The sequence below is a fragment of the Aeromonas sp. PI_26 genome, from assembly GCF_027854445.1.
GTDB classification, from domain to species: Bacteria; Pseudomonadota; Gammaproteobacteria; order Enterobacterales; family Aeromonadaceae; genus Aeromonas; species Aeromonas veronii.
In genome coordinates this window covers 25,419-41,523 of sequence record NZ_JAJNOE010000020.1, presented here as the reverse complement: position 1 = coordinate 41,523, position 16,105 = coordinate 25,419, and the positions used below count along the sequence as shown (strand labels likewise).

Annotated in this window: 13 protein-coding genes; 8 read left to right on the top strand and 5 right to left on the bottom strand. The window is 60.1% G+C overall.

Features of this window, described 5'->3' with window-relative positions:
* Window positions 1-84 precede the first annotated feature (84 nt).
* Window positions 85-1,602, bottom strand: a complete 1,518-nt coding sequence (locus LRL22_RS18040) for an HD domain-containing phosphohydrolase (RefSeq protein WP_005361714.1) — start codon at window positions 1,600-1,602, stop codon at window positions 85-87.
* A 324-nt stretch (window positions 1,603-1,926) separates the two neighbouring features.
* On the opposite strand from LRL22_RS18040, the gene LRL22_RS18035 reads away from it, so the two are divergent.
* The 5 genes from LRL22_RS18035 to LRL22_RS18015 all read left to right on the top strand — a co-directional run bounded on the left by LRL22_RS18035 (window position 1,927) and on the right by LRL22_RS18015 (window position 6,771).
* Window positions 1,927-2,730 carry a siderophore-interacting protein gene (locus LRL22_RS18035; protein ID WP_270906015.1) on the top strand — a complete coding sequence of 268 codons (804 nt, stop codon included), beginning with the start codon at window positions 1,927-1,929 and terminating at the stop codon, window positions 2,728-2,730.
* A gap of 175 nt (window positions 2,731-2,905) precedes the next feature.
* Entirely contained in the window at window positions 2,906-3,922 is a 1,017-nt protein-coding gene (locus tag LRL22_RS18030; protein WP_158112364.1) for a FecCD family ABC transporter permease, read from the top strand.
* A 7-nt stretch (window positions 3,923-3,929) separates the two neighbouring features.
* Window positions 3,930-4,967 (top strand): FecCD family ABC transporter permease, encoded by a 1,038-nt coding sequence (locus LRL22_RS18025; RefSeq protein WP_158112363.1) that lies wholly within the window; start codon window positions 3,930-3,932, stop codon window positions 4,965-4,967.
* Window positions 4,967-5,770: an ABC transporter ATP-binding protein gene (locus tag LRL22_RS18020; protein ID WP_270906014.1), complete on the top strand. Its 804-nt coding sequence runs from the start codon at window positions 4,967-4,969 to the stop codon at window positions 5,768-5,770. The genes LRL22_RS18025 and LRL22_RS18020 overlap by 1 nt, the downstream gene beginning before the upstream one ends.
* A gap of 83 nt (window positions 5,771-5,853) precedes the next feature.
* Window positions 5,854-6,771, top strand: coding sequence for an iron-siderophore ABC transporter substrate-binding protein (locus LRL22_RS18015; protein ID WP_336296656.1), 918 nt, complete (start codon window positions 5,854-5,856; stop codon window positions 6,769-6,771).
* 119 nt (window positions 6,772-6,890) lie between these two features.
* Here LRL22_RS18015 and LRL22_RS18010 read toward each other — a convergent pair whose 3' ends face one another.
* The 4 genes from LRL22_RS18010 to LRL22_RS17995 all read right to left on the bottom strand — a co-directional run bounded on the left by LRL22_RS18010 (window position 6,891) and on the right by LRL22_RS17995 (window position 12,820).
* A complete protein-coding gene (locus tag LRL22_RS18010) occupies window positions 6,891-7,244 on the bottom strand; it encodes a copper-binding protein (protein WP_113739181.1) in 354 nt (117 codons plus the stop codon).
* 44 nt (window positions 7,245-7,288) lie between these two features.
* A complete protein-coding gene (locus LRL22_RS18005; protein WP_270906012.1) occupies window positions 7,289-10,417 on the bottom strand; it encodes an efflux RND transporter permease subunit in 3,129 nt (1,042 codons plus the stop codon).
* Window positions 10,418-10,490: 73 nt separating this feature from the next.
* Window positions 10,491-12,023 carry an efflux RND transporter periplasmic adaptor subunit gene (locus LRL22_RS18000; protein WP_270906011.1) on the bottom strand — a complete coding sequence of 511 codons (1,533 nt, stop codon included), beginning with the start codon at window positions 12,021-12,023 and terminating at the stop codon, window positions 10,491-10,493.
* A gap of 296 nt (window positions 12,024-12,319) precedes the next feature.
* Window positions 12,320-12,820 carry a hypothetical protein gene (locus LRL22_RS17995; RefSeq protein WP_270906010.1) on the bottom strand — a complete coding sequence of 167 codons (501 nt, stop codon included), beginning with the start codon at window positions 12,818-12,820 and terminating at the stop codon, window positions 12,320-12,322.
* Between the two features lie 391 nt (window positions 12,821-13,211).
* Here LRL22_RS17995 and LRL22_RS17990 point away from each other — a divergent pair, with 391 nt between their 5' ends.
* The 3 genes from LRL22_RS17990 to LRL22_RS17980 all read left to right on the top strand — a co-directional run bounded on the left by LRL22_RS17990 (window position 13,212) and on the right by LRL22_RS17980 (window position 16,068).
* A complete protein-coding gene (locus LRL22_RS17990) occupies window positions 13,212-14,396 on the top strand; it encodes an OmpP1/FadL family transporter (RefSeq protein ID WP_164536447.1) in 1,185 nt (394 codons plus the stop codon).
* Between the two features lie 284 nt (window positions 14,397-14,680).
* Window positions 14,681-14,986 (top strand): hypothetical protein, encoded by a 306-nt coding sequence (locus tag LRL22_RS17985; RefSeq protein ID WP_021231217.1) that lies wholly within the window; start codon window positions 14,681-14,683, stop codon window positions 14,984-14,986.
* Window positions 14,983-16,068, top strand: coding sequence for an HlyD family secretion protein (locus tag LRL22_RS17980; RefSeq protein WP_270906009.1), 1,086 nt, complete (start codon window positions 14,983-14,985; stop codon window positions 16,066-16,068). Before LRL22_RS17985 ends, LRL22_RS17980 begins: the two co-directional genes overlap by 4 nt.
* The last annotated feature ends 37 nt before the right edge of the window (window positions 16,069-16,105 follow it).

The window sequence follows — 16,105 nt, the reverse complement described above, 5'->3', positions numbered from 1 at the left end:
ACTTAAGTGGCGTGATGCCAGAGATAAAAAACCGCCCTGATAAGCAGGGCGGTTTTTTAGTTCATAAACAGAACAAGCTGGCTATCAGTGTTCGCCGATATAGACATCCTTGTTCTGCTCGCGGATCTCGAGGAACTTGTCCAGATTGGCCATCATCAGCTCGACCAGCTGGGGGTCGAAATGCTGCCCCTTCTCCTCTTCAATCAGGGCCAGCACCTTGTCCAGCGGCCACGCCTTCTTGTAGCAGCGATCCGAACCCAGAGCATCGAACACGTCAGCCAGCGCCACAATCCGCCCCTCCAGCGGAATATCGGCCCCCTTCAGACCACGGGGATAGCCACTGCCATTCCATTTCTCATGGTGATTGCCAGCGATGGTGGCACCAATCTGAAACAGCGCCAGATCGCTGCCGGAGAGCATATCCTGCCCGAGCTGGGCGTGGGTTTTCATGATCTCCCATTCCTCCGGTGTCAGCTTGCCCGGCTTGTGCAAGATGGCATCGGGAATTCCCACCTTGCCAATGTCATGGAGCGGCGAGGCACGTTTCACCAGCTCGCTCTGCTCTTCGCTCATGCCCATCAGGTGGCAGAACTGTTCGGTATAGAGCGCGACCCGCTTGACGTGCAGCCCTGACTCTTTTGAACGGGTTTCGACCAGTTCGCCGATGCGATAGATGATCTCCCGCTGGTTGTCGGCGATCACCTCATTGAGCCGGATATTCTCCAGCGCCACTATGATGTTTTCGGTAAACAGTGTCAGCAGACTGGTATCGATCTGGCTGAGCTGGCGGGTGGTCTCGATGTGGAACAGCAGGTGGTGGCGAGGATTCTGGCAGTAGAGCACCATCTGGGTGGCGTTATAGACGTTGCTGCGCTTGCTCATGGCCTGGCGCAGGATCTCCGGCGCGTCCGTGAGGAGCATGGCGGGATGGCCGGGGAGCAGGGGCTCCAATACTTGATCCTTCACCTCATAGGCGTATTGCTTGACGTCGTATATCTGGGTTTCCCCCAGATGGAGCAGGGCGCTGAGCTGCTCCTGGGCGCCTTCGACAAACTGGCGCAAGGCCCGTTTCTCAAAGATCCCCTTGGAGGCTTCGATGACTTTTTCCAGCCCCTGACGGTTACTCTCCAGGGTGCGGATATCCCGATAGGATCGCAGGCTGGCCCGCAGCAGGGTGCGCAGCTTCTGGGAGGTGAGCTCGGTTTTATCCTTGTAGTCGTTGATGTCGTAGTTGGTGACCACGTCATCTTCCGGCGCCTGGCCGGGTTGGCCGGTACGCAACACGATGCGTACCATCTTGTTTTGCAGATCTTCACGGACATATTTGACGACATCTAGGCCAGCGTGGTCGACCTCCATCACCACGTCCAGCAGCAACAGGGCAACGTCCGGGGTGGTGGCCAGCAACTCTTTGGCCTGCGCCGCGGAATAGGCATGCAGAAAATCGATGGGGCGATTGTCAAACTCGAATTTGTTCAAGGTGATTTTGGTGATGCGATGCACTTCAGGCTCATCGTCAACAATCATCACCTTCCAGCCCGCTTGCTGTGCGTCGGGGAGGGAGAGATCGTCATCATCAATAATCAGGATCTGGTCATCCATCATACAATCCTGTTTGGCATCCTGTGCTTACATTAACTGCTTCACTAAGGATAGGAAACTTATTGGGAAATAAAATTTGATCTCGAAAAACTATGGTCGAAATAAGCAAATGGAACCCTTTGTGACTGTGGCGTTGTCCGGCTGCTTTCTTTGCCCAATCATGGAGCTAGCGTGCATAAAGCCTATGTCTGGATTGGGGTGTGGACGCCAGTAGTTGGGGGCGTTTGAATTCGATTTGTAGCTATTAGACGAGAAATAATCTTATTTGGTAGTGATTCCTATTTGCGTGTAGCATGGGCGACACACTCAACGAGGAGCCCCATCGTGTCCCCATCTCTGCCTCCCAATCGTCCCCGTCTGCTGACTGTCAAAGCCATTACCCAGATCACCCCCCATTTGCGTCGCATCACCTTTGGTGGCAGCGAGTTGGCTGACTATCCCTTTACCTGCGGTGGGGCCCATATCAAGGTGATGCTGGCCCAGCCCCATCAGGTAGAGCCAGTGCTGCCTGCCATGACCCCGAGCGGCCCGCGCTGGAGTGACCCGGCTGACAAGCCGGTGATCCGCACCTACACCATCCGCGCGTTTCGCCGTGATGAGCAGGAAATTGATATCGACTTCGTGCTGCACGGTGACGCTGGGCCCGCCAGCGCCTTTGCTACCCATGCCAAGCCGGGAGAGAAGGTAATCCTCTCCGGGCCGGGTGGTCCCAACCCCATGCTGCAACCGGCCGATCACTACTGTCTGGTAGGGGATCTCACCGCCTTGCCCGCCATCATGGCGATGTGTGAGGTGATGCCTACCGAGGCCAGAGGGGAAATTGCGATTCTGGTACCGGATCAGGCCGATGCTCAGCCGTTGACACTGCCGGTCGGGGTTCGCTGTCACTGGTTTGTCGGCGAGCCCGAGTCCAGCGGCCTGCTGGAGCATGTGATTGCTCTGCCGCTGGTGCGCGATGGTGGTTTCTTCTGGCTGGGTGGGGAAGAGGCGCTGGTGCTGCCGCTGCGCCGCCATTTTCGCTCCGTGCTCGAGGTGGATCGCCAGTCGCTCTACGCCGTGCCGTACTGGCGCCGGGGCAAGAGTGAAGAGGCCTATCACCAGACCCGTCACGATGTGATGGATAATTAAGCGGATGCGAAAGAATACCTGATTCACACTTGAAAATAAAAATGATTTGCATTTAGTATTGCGCCGTCTGGGTATTCGTCCGGGCGGCGTTTTTATTTCCGTTGACACAAGAGCGCCCTGTTTTCACGTCGGTTTGGCTGCATGTTGTCAGACCCAACGCAAGGAGTCGTAAAGGGTGGTTAAGTACCAGACCCCTCTGTTCTGGCTGGCATTGTTCCTTCTCTGCACGCTGTTTTGCCTCTCGCTCGCCACCGGTGCGGGCGTCTATGGTGCCCGCGAGGTACTCGGCTACCTGATGGGGGATTCCCGCTGGGCTGGTGACGAGAAGCTCGCCATGGTGCTCAATACCTTGCGGATCCCGCGCACCCTCTGTGCCATGGTGGTCGGCGCATCTTTATCTCTGGCTGCCTCCTTGTTGCAGAGCGCGACCCGCAATCCGCTGGCGGAGCCCGGCCTGCTCGGCGTCAACGCCGGGGCCGTCTTTGCGCTGGTGGTGGGGCTCACCTGGTTTGGTGTGGAGTCCGCCTACGGCTATCTGCTTTGGGCCGGACTCGGCGCGCTGCTGGGCAACGTGATTGTGCTGGGGCTCGGCATGATGATTGGCCGCTCCAACCCCCTCAAGCTGATTCTGGTCGGGGTGGCGCTCTCCGCCACCTTCGGCGGTCTCTCCAGCTTTCTGCTGCTCTCCAACAAGATGGTGCTGGAGCAGTACCGCTTCTGGAACCTCGGCTCCCTGTCGGCGGCCAATCTCGATGCCATCGTCGCTGTGCTGCCCTTCGTGCTGGCGGCGTTTGTCATCACCTTGCTGCTCTGTCGCCAGCTGACCCTGATGCAGATGGGGGACAGTCAGGCCCAGGCGCTGGGGATCCGCCCTAACCGGGTGAGGATTGGCGTGCTGCTGGCCGCCACCCTGTTTACCGCCAGTGCCATCGCTATCGCCGGCCCCATCGGCTTTGTCGGCTTTCTGGCCGCCTACTGTGGCCGACTGGTAGAGCCGGTGAAGCTGTCGGTGCAGGTCTGTTTCTCCGCTCTGTTCGGCATGCTGTTTCTGCTGTTGGCCGACATTCTGGCGCGCTGGCTGATCCAGCCGTTCGAGCTGCCCAACGGGGTCATTCTGGCCCTGATCGGTGCACCTGTGCTGATCGCCATCGTTCACCGCGGGGGCTTTCGTACCCTGCTGACCGTCAAGTGAGGGGCTGATGCGTACACCTACCGATATGCTCTGCCTGCGGGCTGGCAACCGCTCTTTGCTGATCCATCTGCCAAGCTGGCGCTGGCTGGCTCTGCTGGCCATGGCGTTGCTGGCGCTGGCTCTGCTGACCCTGAGCGTTGGCGGCGGCAAGCTTGGCTTGGCTGGGGTGGTCAACACCTTGCTGGGGGAGGGGACCCGGCTTGAGCAGCTCACCCTGTTCAAGATCCGGCTGCCGCGCATCCTTGGGGTGGTGGCGGCGGGGGCGGCCATGGGGCTCTCCGGCTGTCTGGTGCAGACGCTGGTGCGCAACCGGCTGGCCACACCCGATATGGTGGGGGTCAACAACGGGGCCTCTCTGGCCATCATCGTCTTCTCCCTCTACCTGACCGTGGGCAGCTGGCCCTGGTGGGCGGCACCTATCGGAGCCATCTTCGCGGCGCTGGTGCTCTATGCCCTCTGCCGCAAACCGGGTGAGCAGGGCTATCTGTTCGTGGTGATCGGCATCGGCCTCTCCGAGCTGTTCGAGGCGCTCGGCCAGTTTGTGATGTCCACCCAGGCTTTGCTGCACCTGAGCTCCCTCTATCTGTGGAATATGGGCAGCTTTATCGCCGTGGGTTACAGCACCATCACCCCCATCGCCATCCTGTTGCTGCTGCTCTGCCCGTGGATCGTCTATCTCTCCCGCTCGCTGGCGGTGCTGCGCTTTGGCCCCGAGATGGCCAGAGGGCTTGGCGTCAACGGCGATCGGGTGCAACTGGGCATTCTGGCGCAGGCCATTGTGGTGGCGGCGCTCGGCACCGCCATCGGCGGCCCCGTGGTCTTTATCGCCATGGCTGCCCCCATTCTTGCCTCCTGGCTGGTGAAAGACCGGGTGGTGCCGCTCTGGCTGGCGGCGCTTAGCGGCGCCCTGCTGCTGCTTGCCAGCGATACCCTGGTCCGGGTGCTGGCCAGCCCCCACGAGGTGGCGACCGGCATCATGACCCGCATTCTCGGCGGCCTGTTGCTGCTGTTTCTTCTCGTTAACGATCGCCAGAGGGCTGACTGATGACGCTCACCGTAAATCGCCTCCACTTCGCCTATCAGCAGACCCCCATTTTGCGGGACATCTCTTTCAGCGTGCCGAGAGGCAAGCTGGTGGGGATCGTCGGCCCCAACGGCTGCGGCAAATCGACCCTGCTCAAGCTGCTATCCGGCCAGATGAACGCCCAACGCGGCGAGATCCTGCTCAAAGGCAAGCCGCTTGCCAGCTACCCCATGAAGGGGTTGGCGCGGGAGCTCGCCTACTTGCCCCAGCGGCCAACCCTGCCTGCCGGCATTCTGGTGGAGCAGTTGGTGCAGTATGGCCGTCACCCTCATCAGGGTTGGTTCAATCAGTGGGGTGAGGAGGATGCCCGCATGGTGCGTATTGCCTGCGAGCGGATGCAGCTTGAAAGCATCTGGCAGCAGAGCGCAGCGTCCCTCTCCGGCGGGCAGGCACAGCGTGCGTGGCTGGCGATGATCCTGGCCCAGGACAGCGACATGGTGCTGCTCGACGAGCCCACCAGCGCCCTCGATATCGGTCACCAGACCGAGGTGATGGAGGCGATCCATCGCATCACCGCCGAGGGCAAAACCGTGCTGCTGGTGATCCACGATCTGGCGATGGCGGCCCGCTACTGTGACGAGTTGATCGCCATCGGCGAGGGGACCATTGCCGCTATGGGCCCGGCCCGGGAGGTGGTGACCAAGGATCTAATCGACCGGCTCTACCAGACCAGTGTCGACATTTTGCATGCCCCCGGCGACGGGGCGCCCATTATCGTGCCCCGTCGCCACGAACATGGCCGCGCCCTACGTTCGGCGAGTTGAGTCATATGGGCCTGCTCTGTGGGCCCACCGAGTGTATCCTCGCGGCCGATTATCCGGGCCGTGCAACGAGAAGGAGTGAGATGATGAAGCGTTTTGCCGCCCTGGCAGCAGCCATCCTGATGCTGGCCGCGCCGCTGGTTCAGGCACAGGAGATGCGTGAAGTGACTGATGCGTTTGGCCAGAAGGTGCAGGTGCCAGTCCAGCCAACGCGGGTGGTGGTGCTGAGCGAGCTCGAACTCGACAGCACCCTGACCCTGGGGCTGACCCCTATCGGCGCCGTCAATGGCCGTGGTCAACCCACCTTGCCCCGCTATTTGCTGAACAAGGCGGGCATGGGTATCCAGGTGATCGGTGATCTCGACAGCCCCAATCTGGAGTCGCTGATTGCGCTGGAGCCCGACCTTATCCTGACCGGCCAGACCCGTCCCGAGCTGCTGACCTTGCTGGGGGAGATCGCGCCGACCGTGGTGACCAGCAAGTGGGGTGAGCCGTGGCAGGATAGCTTCCGCCGCACCGCCCACACCCTTAACCGCGACCAGCAAGGGGATACTTTCTTGCTGCAGTATGCCGAGCGGTTGACTCAGGCCCGCAGCAAGCTGGCCAAGCATCAGGGGGAGAGCATCAGCATAGTGCGCTGGAATCCCAAGGGGCCGAGCTTTATGTATCAGGGCACCTTTGCCAGCAGCGTAGTGGAGTCGATGGGGCTGGTACGCCCAAGCAAGCAGCAGGGCACTGGCGCACCCCACTCACCGGCGCTGAGTCTGGAGTCCCTCAATCTGCTGGATGCCGACTGGCTGGTGGTCGGCACTCTGAGTGCCAGCGGTGATGCGGTGGATGCCATGCGTCAGGCGGAGCAGACCCCGGCGTTCCAGCAGCTGCCGGTGATCAAGGCCAAGCGCTTTAGCGCCGTGGACGGGTCGCTCTGGACCTCCAGCGGCGGCCCGCAGGCGGCCCTCAAGGTGATCGAGGATGTGGAGCAGTTGCTGGCAACCCGCAGCTGAGTGCTATCGCGCGCCAGAGGTTGACCACACGAACAGGTTGATCAAAAGAAGAGGGAGGCTGATGCCTCCCTCTTGCGTTGTCACTGTCTATCGTGACCTTTTCGGCGAGCCAGAGCCGTTTATTGCGGCTGGATGGCTGTCACTGTGAGCTTGCCGCTCTGGCTTTCCGCATGAAAGTGGATGGCATCCCCCACCTTGAGCCCTTTGAGCTGGGCCGGATCTGCCACTCGAAAGACCATGGTCATGGGGGGCATCTTGAGATTCTCGATCGCCTCGTGCTTGATGCCGACTTTGCCGCTCCCCTCATCGAGGCGGGTAATTACCCCCTTGGTCATCACCATTGCGGCCTGTTCGCTCATCTCACCCGTCTGACTCATATCGTGCCCTTCATGGTGCATCATCTCTTCTGCTTGCAGGTTGGTCTGGGTGGCAAGGCCAAGCAGCAATGTCAGGGTCAGCGTCTTGTAGTTCATGATGGTTTCCTCATCGCTCAGTCAATATGGATCGTGAAATCGGGTTATTCGGATTGCGGGTTCGCGCTCTTGCCAAGGCTTCGGCTGCGCCACAGGTAATAGGCCGCTGGCAGCACCAAGAGGGTCAGCACCAGCGCGCTCACCATGCCGCCGATCATGGGGGCGGCGATGCGCTGCATCACCTCGGAGCCGGTGCCATGGCTCCACATGATGGGCAAGAGGCCGGCGATGATGGTGACCACCGTCATCATCTTGGGGCGCAGGCGCAGGGCGGCGCCGTGGATCACCGCCCGATGCAGACCCGTCTTGTCCGGCTTGCCACTGGCCACCAGGTCATCCCAGGCATGGTTGAGGTAGACCAGCATCAAGACGCCGGTCTCTACCGCCACCCCCGCCAGAGCGATAAAGCCTACCCCGACCGCCACCGAGAGGTTGAAGTCGAGCAGCCAGAGGGTCCAGATCCCCCCCACCACCGCCAGCGGTAGGGTGGTGAGAATGAGCAGCACCTCCTGAACGCGGCGAAACGCCAGATAGAGCAGCAGCACGATAATGGCGACCGTCAGCGGCACCACGTAGGCGAGGCGCGCCTTGGCCCGCTCCATGTACTCGTATTGGCCAGACCAGGTGAGGGCGTAGCCTGCCGGCAGCACCAGCTGTTTGTTCACCTCTGCCTTGGCCTCATCGACGAAGGAGCCGATGTCGCGGCCGCGAATGTCGACGTAGACCCAGCCGTTGAGGCGTGCATTCTCGCTGCGCAGCATGGGGGCCTCGTCGCTGATGTAGACCCGGGCCACATCCGCCAGCGCGATGCGTGCGCCACTTGGAGTGACCACCGGCAGCAGCTCCAGGCTGGCTACCGAGTCGCGATAGCTCTGGGGGTAGCGCAGGTTGATGGGGTAGCGCTCGCGCCCCTCGATGGTCTGGCCCACCTCCATGCCGCCCACTGCGGTGGCGAGCACCGCCTGCACATCGGCGATGTTGAGGCCGTAACGGGCTGCTTTGAGCCGGTCGACATCCACCTTCACATAGCGGCCACCGGCCACCCGCTCGGCGTAGACCGATGAGGCGCCCTCCACCTTGCCGACGATCTGTTCCAGCTGCTGGCCGAGTTGCTGGATCACCTTTAGATCCGGCCCCGCTATCTTGATGCCGACCGGGGTCTTGATACCGGTAGCCAGCATGTCGATGCGGGTCTTGATGGGGGGCACCCAGGCGTTGGTGAGGCCGGGGAAGCGGATGAGGGAATCGAGCTCCTCTTTGAGCTTCTCCGGGGTCATACCGGGGCGCCACTGATCGCGGGGCTTGAGCTGGATGCTGGTTTCCATCATCACCAGATCGGCAGGGTCAGTGGCCGATTCGGCGCGCCCCGCCTTGCCGAACACGTTCTGCACCTCGGGCACGGTACGAATGAGCTTGTCGGTCTGCTGCAAAATCTCCCGCGCCTTGCCCACCGAGATATTGGCTGCGGTGGTGGGCATATACATGATGTCCCCCTCATCGAGCGGCGGAATGAACTCGGAGCCAAGGTACTTGAGCGGCCAGAAGCCCGCCACCGTCACTACGGCGGCGACAGCCAGGGTGGTTTTCGGACGGGCCAGCACGGCTTTGAGCAGCGGCACATAGCCCTTGCTTAGCCAGCGGTTCAGCGGATTGGCCTGCTCCGCCAGCACCTTGCCACGGATGAAGTAACCCATGATCACCGGTACCAGCGTGATGGCGAGCCCGGCCGCGGCGGCCATGGCGTAGGTCTTGGTGAAGGCGAGCGGGTGGAACATCCGCCCCTCCTGCGCCTCCAGCGCGAACACCGGCAGGAAGCTGATGGTGATGATGAGCAGGGAGAAGAAGATGGCGGGCCCCACCTCTATGCTCGCCTCTGTGATGATGCGCCAGCGGTTCTTGTCGGTGAGCGCCTCCCGTTCCATGTGTTTGTGGACGTTCTCGATCATCACGATGGCGCCGTCCACCATGGCGCCGATGGCGATGGCGATGCCCCCCAGCGACATGATGTTGGCGTTGATCCCCTGCAGGTGCATGACGATAAAGGCCACCAGAATGGCGATGGGCAGGGTAATGACCACCACCAGTGACGAGCGCAGGTGGAACAGGAAGGCGAGGCAGACCAGCACCACCACGGCGAACTCCTCCAGCAGCTTGCCGGAGAGGTTGTCGATGGCGCGCTGGATAAGGTCGGATCGATCGTAGACGGTGACCACCTCCACCCCTTGTGGCAGACTGCTTTTCAGCTCCGCCAGCCGTGCCTTGACACCGTCTATGGTGTACTGGGCATTCTCGCCGTAGCGCATGACGATAATGCCGCCCACCACTTCCCCTTCGCCGTTGAGCTCGGCGATACCGCGCCGCATCTGGGGACCGGTGACCACATCCGCCACATCCCCCAGCAGCAGCGGGGCGCCGCGTACCGTGGTGCCGAGCGGGATCTGCTTCAGATCCTCAACGCTCTTGAGATAGCCGTTGGAGCGCACCATGTACTCCGCTTCAGCCATCTCGATGACGGAAGCGCCTGTCTCCTGATTGCCCTGTTTGATGGCGGTCTCGATAAGGGAGAGCGGAATGCCGTAGGCGCGCAGCTTGTCCGGATCGACCCGCACCTGATACTGGCGCACCATGCCACCGACGGTGGCGACTTCGGAGACCCCCTCCACCGTCTGCAACTCGTACTTGAGGAACCAGTTTTGCAGCGAGGTGAGCTGGCTGAGGTCATGCTTGCCGGTTTTGTCTACCAGCGCGTACTGGTAGACCCAGCCCACCCCGGTGGCATCGGGGCCGAGCTGGGGGCGGGCGGAGGCGGGCAGGTTGGGGGCCACCTGGCTCAAATACTCTAGCACCCGGGCGCGGGCCCAGTAGAGGTCGGTGTTGTCGTCAAACAGCACATATACGAAGGAGTCGCCGAAGAAGGAGTAGCCGCGCACCGTGGTGGCCCCCGGTACCGCCAGCATGGCGGTGGTGAGCGGGTAGGTGACCTGATCCTCCACCACCTGGGGCGCTTGGCCCGGGTAGGAGGTCTTGATGATCACCTGCACGTCGGAGAGATCCGGCAGGGCATCCACCGGGGTTTGCTTGACCGACCAGAGCCCCCAGGCGGTGAGCATGAGGGTCAATAACAGCACCAGAAAGCGGTTGCCCACCGACCAGCGAATAATCGAGGGGATCATGATTTGGCTCCTTGCTCATGTTGCGCAGAGAGCGGAGCTTGGTTGTCGGCAACGCAGGGAATGATGGATGGGATCATGACTTCTTCTCCATCTCGGGTATCGCCATCTGATGCTGGCTATGGTCCATGCCTTCCATCTTCTCCATCTCATCCGTTCCACGCTTGGCGTCGCCGTCAGTAGCGGGTGCCTTCTCCTGATGGATGGTGGTGATGCGGTACTCATCCCCCTCCTGCATCACCTGCAGATGGAGGGTCTCCCCCTTGACCAGTTTGCTAATGTCGACTCCTTCGGCGACGGTGAACTCCATCTCCATGGCGGGCCACTGCCACTCGGGGATGGGCTGGTGGGAGACCATCAGGGTACGGTTGGCCAGATCGATGCTTTCAACCTCGCCCTGGGTCCACACCTGTGCAGGGCGCACTGCCGTCATACGCTGGAAGTCCGAATCGATGGCCGACTCGGAGTCGAGCAGGAACTGGGCCGAGCTGACTATGTTATCCCCAGCCTCTACCCCTGCCTTGATGGCAACCTTGTCGCCAAACTGGGGGCCGAGGGTGACGGCGACCGACTTGAAGTTGCCATCTCCCAACGCCAGCACCAGCCGATCCTGACTACCGGTGCGGATCACCGCTTCGCTCGGCACCACTAACTGCGGTGCGCCTTTGCCAGTGCGAATGGCCACCTTGGCGAACATATTGGGTTTCAAAAATTCGTCCGGATTGTCAAAGCGCAGCCGCACCTTGAGGGTGCGAGTAGCGGCATCGAGGGTCGGATAGAGGTAATCCACCTTACCTTGCCAACTGCGACCGGGGGCATAGTCGAGAGTCATGGTGACCGGATCGCCCACCTTCAGCTGGGCGGCTTGACGCTCGAACACCTCGGCACTGACCCACACCTGCTTGAGGGTGCTGATGTTAAAGAGCGCCGCAGCGGGCTCCACATACTGGCCTTCTCGCACCTTGAGCTCGGAGACATAACCGCTGCTGGGGGCGTAAATGCTGATGGTTTCGCGCACCTGACGGGTGCGCTTGAGGGCTGAGATTTGATCTGCCGGTACCTGCAGGGACTTGAGCTTGCCCTCGGCGGCGCGCAGCAGCAGGGGGTTGGCGGTGTTGAGGGCCAGCAGGTATTCGTGCTGGGCGTTGACCAGATCCGGTGCGTAGAGCTCGTAAATAAGGCTCCCCTTGCTCACCTGCTGCCCTTCACTCTTGATGGCGAGGGTGCGGATCCAGCCCGCCATGCGGGCGTTGACTGCCTCCAGCCTGTCCTCGTCATACCCGACATAGCCCACCGTCTCGATCTGCTGGTGGATAGGCAGTCGCTCGACCTTAGCCAGTCGCACCCCCAGGTTCTGCTGGATCTCGGGGCTGATGGTGACGGTGCCCGGTGAGCCGCCCTGTTTTTCCTCATAGACGGGGATAAAGTCCATCCCCATGTTGTCCTTGGCGGGGCCATCGCGCTTGTCGCGCGGATCCATGGGGTTGACCCAGTAAAGGGGCGTCTTCTCTTTGGCGCTTGCGCCATCGGAGGTCTGTTTGGCGGCCCAGTAGCCGCCACCAGCTCCAAGGGCAAGTAGCAGGGCCGACATCAGGACGGTCTTGTTCATGACTGGCCTCCGGCGCGGATCTGCATGCAGAAAGTGCAGGAGGATAAGGCGTCCGCGCAGGCGGCAACCTTGGACGGTGAAAAGTGGGCTGGTGACATAATACGTCTTCTCTTCTTTTGCAGGCCGCCGGTCGGGTGAGGTGCAAGGCATCACCAAAGGGGCTGGCGGCAAACGGGGCGCAGCTGTATCAGCGCGCACGGCTCCCTGTTGCTGGCGGGGCCAGTCGTCACAGGGTCAGGCAAGGCAGCAGAAAACGGACAAGCCGAGGCTTGCCGCTGCCGCAAGAGAAGGACTTTCTAGTGGCGTAACACCGACAGCATCAGATGTCGGCGTGGCCAGGAGGGAGGGTGAGTACCGCGCGAGCGCAGGAAGGGATCCCGCAACCAGTTATCAAGCAGTGACGCTGCGACGTTGTTGCCAAGTAGCAGGGGGAAGATCAGCAGGGCGACCAGTACACCCAGCAGAGCCATCGCGCCGAAGGAGGGAGCATTGACGCCGGTCTGCATCTGGCACTCATCGCCCATGGTTGACCCCTCGCCTCCCTGATGGCAGGAGAGGGGCATGACATCGCCCGGGTGATCCATAGCGGGCATTGCATGAGAGATATCGCCATCCGCCATCGCCATGGATGAATCGAACATCACCATCGATTGGGCGCTGCTTGGGGTCGGCTCGGAGGAGAGGGGAGAACCATGCCAGCTGATGCAGAGGGTCAGATTGCAGACGAGCAGCAGCGCCAGCAATAGCCGGGCCAAAGCAACAGAGGGCAATCTTGCAGCAAGCTGGGTGAGTGACAATCCGGGTATCCTTCGGGAGCAGATGGCGGGACTGTAAACCTTGCCACGAGGTGAAGGTCAATGGCGCCAGTGATGTTATAGAGGTGCTGTGTTGGGGGGATATTTAAGCAATGCTTAACCATTGCGTATGCCCAACCCTAATGAAGCATGCCCCTCATCCCGTTAGGATGCCCCCTGTCAGTTACCACGATGACGTGATGGTTCACTCTTTTGCTCCGGCATAAATGACTGCGGCAGGAGTGCTTGCCGACCTTATCCATCCCGTGACGCCATGAGCGAGCAGTATAAAGCCGCAGGTCTCCCGGATGCTGACAATCAAAGAGTCAAACCGTGTTTTTGAGCAGCACACCTTGCCGGGTGCTCACCATGTTCACTATTCAGGAGTATTGAAATGCAGCCACGACTGCTGTCGCTGATGCTTGCCGCTTTGCTGAGTCCATCAGCCATGGCTGGCGGCCTTGCCCTATACGAGACCAGCACTGCCAACAGTGCGCTGGCCAACGCAGGGTCTGCCGCCCGTGCCCAAGGGGCAGATACTATCGCAAGTAACCCGGCCGGTATGACCAAACTGGAAGGTACCCAGTTGCAGGTCAATGGCGGTGTGGTATACGGCGACCTTGAGCTGGATCTGGACAACGGCGGTAACAACGGTGGAAATGCCCTGCAGACCGCGCCGCTCGGCAGCCTCTATCTGACGCATGCCATCGACGATCAATGGGTCGCAGGTATCGGCGTCTTTGGCAGTCACGGTCTGGGTATCGATTATGGCGATGGCTGGGATGGTCGTGGTTATACCCAGTCGGCCAAGCTGACCGGCATCGCCTTTGCTCCGAGTCTGGCGTACCGCATTGATTCAAATTGGTCAGTGGGAGCCAGCCTGATCGCCATGAATGGTTCGCTGGAAGCCTCTGTGGATCTGACGTCCGGGATGGGGGAAGGGCGGGAATTCTCCAACAGTGACTGGGCGTATGGCGCCTCCTTCGGGGTACTTTACGAGCTGGATCAGCACTCCCGTATCGGCTTGAGCTACTTCTCCGAACTGAAGTGGGAGCTGGAAGATCAGCTCTTCCCACGTGCTGATGTGGCAGGTCTAGGGGTCGAGATCATGATTCCGCAGACCATTACGCTAAGTGGCTATCACCAGCTCAACGACCAGTGGGCCTTGCTGGCCAGTGCCAACTGGCAGCAGTGGTCCCGTTTTGGCGATATCGGTGTGGCATCTGCCATGGGCAGCCAAACCATTGATATGAATTACAAGGATACATGGCATGCCAGCCTGGGGGCTCAGTTTGATGTCACCCCTGCACTGCGTTTGAGCAGCGGAATTGGCTATGACAGTAGTGCAGTAAGTGATGAGTTCCGTACTGTGATGCTTCCAGTGGGTTCTGGTTGGCGCTGGGGTCTGGGGGCCAGTTATCAGTTGAGCCCAGCCACCAAGGTGGAAGCCAGCTATACCTTGGCCTGGCTGGGTGATATGCCAGTGGATCAGGACGGGATCGGTCGCCCGCACTTGTCCGGCAGCTACAACAACAGCTACCTGAACTTCTTCAATATCGGTGTGCAACACCAGTTCTGAGTTGTGAGCCTTGCAAGCCTTCACTGATTGGGGGCTTCTCCATCCTGCCCGTCGCGCCGATCCGGCGCGTTATTAGCTGGGTGGCTCGTGAGGTCCACTTGTTTGCTCATCCGTTACTCAAGGAACAACATCAAATGTCATCACAATCAACCTCTGCGTTAGCGCGGTGGCTTTGGCGCCTGACGTTTATATTGGTCACTGTCGCTCTGGTTGTCTTCTTCTCGAAAGGTGCCCACATCTATCCAATTGAGGCGACCAGGTTCAACCATGCTTTGCCAGCCATCATGGTACTGCTTGATTCCGAGATCTTTATGGGGGTGATTACTGTGATCACTCTCTATGTGGTCCTCTATCTGGTCTATCTGCTGTGGCAACTGCATGAGATCGCTGTGCATCGTGCCAAGGTGTCTGAGTCGGTGCATATCACCCTGGTGTTTGCGCTCTCCTTGTGCGGACTGTTTATCGACAAGACCTGGTGGGTGCTTGCCGTCATCATCGCCTTTGCCCGTTGGGATGTGCTGAGCGAGCGGATGAGCCTTATTATCGGCCATGGTATTCGACGTGGTCGTCATGAGGGGGAGGCATCATGAAAGAGATCCTGCTGCCCTATATCCTGATCGTCTGGTTGCTGGTCAAGCTGAACATATTGCCTTGGAACCTAAAAACGGGTTTTTGGAGTACCGCAATTGGCGCGTTATTGGCGCTTGGTTTGTTGACTACCTCTCGCCATTTGGCTCCGGTGGATTTTACTGATTCGGCGACGGTCAAGGCACCTCATGCGGTGTTGGGACCCTTACTAGGCATCAACCAGTTTCATCAGATAGATCAGATTTATGTTGCGCATAATCAGCGCGTTGCGCGTGGTCAGCCCATTTATAGTCTTGCGGATTGGGAGAGTAACGGTAAGTCTCAGGCGTTGAGCTATCAGATTGACGCCCAGCATGCCCAGGTGGCGTCAGAGGTAAGCCAGCAGCGAGCGATCCAGTCACGAATGAACCTCAATCACAAGGAATTGGCTCGGCTGACCCACTTGGGTAATTTTGCCAGTATTCAGAGCCGTGACCAGCTGCAGACCCAAATTGATGGCGATCTGGCGCAACTGAGTGCCAGTGAAGCGAAGGTTCAGGCGATTGAAGCTCAGGTGTTGAATCTAGAGACAGAGCTGGCCTTGCAGGAGCGACGGAATGAAGAGAAGGTGATCAGGGCTCCGTTTGATGGTCAGGTCTCGATAGTCAATATTGCCAGCGGTTCCCGTACCGGCAACATGCACCTATACGACACTTCTCGCAAGTTTCTGGAGTTTCGCATTCCGGATCAGAGTTTTCGCAACATAGCACCAGGCCAGTTTGCCGAGTTTTATGTAGATGCCTATCCCGGGCGCATCTTTCGGGCACGGGTGCACTCAGTACTTACTGGTACGGGGGAGGCCCAGATGAGTGTTGCGCAGGGGGATCAAGATGTACGGCAGCATGTGGGCAACAACATGTCCAGCCATGGCCGGACAGTGGTGCTCGACATGCTGGTGCCGGACGGTGTTGACTTACCAATTGGGGCAACCGGCTCAGCCTGGATTTCGGCACATAAACCCCATCCGCTGCTTGGCTTTATCGACATCATCGGTGCCGCCACCGTACGCCTCAAGGCGATGAAGGCCTATCTGTTTGCGATGTAACGGACCGACATAAAAAAGCCCCTCCGTGAGGGAGGGG

Excerpts from the sequence above, each read along its gene's own strand:
- LRL22_RS18020 (WP_270906014.1), top strand. The coding sequence starts at position 4,967 with ATGACGCTCACCGTAAATCGCCTCCACTTCGCCTATCAGCAGACCCCC.
- LRL22_RS18015 (WP_336296656.1), top strand. The coding sequence starts at position 5,854 with ATGAAGCGTTTTGCCGCCCTGGCAGCAGCCATCCTGATGCTGGCCGCG.
- LRL22_RS17990 (WP_164536447.1), top strand. The coding sequence starts at position 13,212 with ATGCAGCCACGACTGCTGTCGCTGATGCTTGCCGCTTTGCTGAGTCCA.
- LRL22_RS17980 (WP_270906009.1), top strand. The coding sequence starts at position 14,983 with ATGAAAGAGATCCTGCTGCCCTATATCCTGATCGTCTGGTTGCTGGTC.
- LRL22_RS18040 (WP_005361714.1), bottom strand. The coding sequence starts at position 1,602 with ATGGATGACCAGATCCTGATTATTGATGATGACGATCTCTCCCTCCCC.
- LRL22_RS18000 (WP_270906011.1), bottom strand. The coding sequence starts at position 12,023 with ATGAACAAGACCGTCCTGATGTCGGCCCTGCTACTTGCCCTTGGAGCT.
- LRL22_RS18005 (WP_270906012.1), bottom strand. The coding sequence starts at position 10,417 with ATGATCCCCTCGATTATTCGCTGGTCGGTGGGCAACCGCTTTCTGGTG.
- LRL22_RS18025 (WP_158112363.1), top strand. The coding sequence starts at position 3,930 with ATGCGTACACCTACCGATATGCTCTGCCTGCGGGCTGGCAACCGCTCT.
- LRL22_RS18010 (WP_113739181.1), bottom strand. The coding sequence starts at position 7,244 with ATGAACTACAAGACGCTGACCCTGACATTGCTGCTTGGCCTTGCCACC.
- LRL22_RS17985 (WP_021231217.1), top strand. The coding sequence starts at position 14,681 with ATGGTACTGCTTGATTCCGAGATCTTTATGGGGGTGATTACTGTGATC.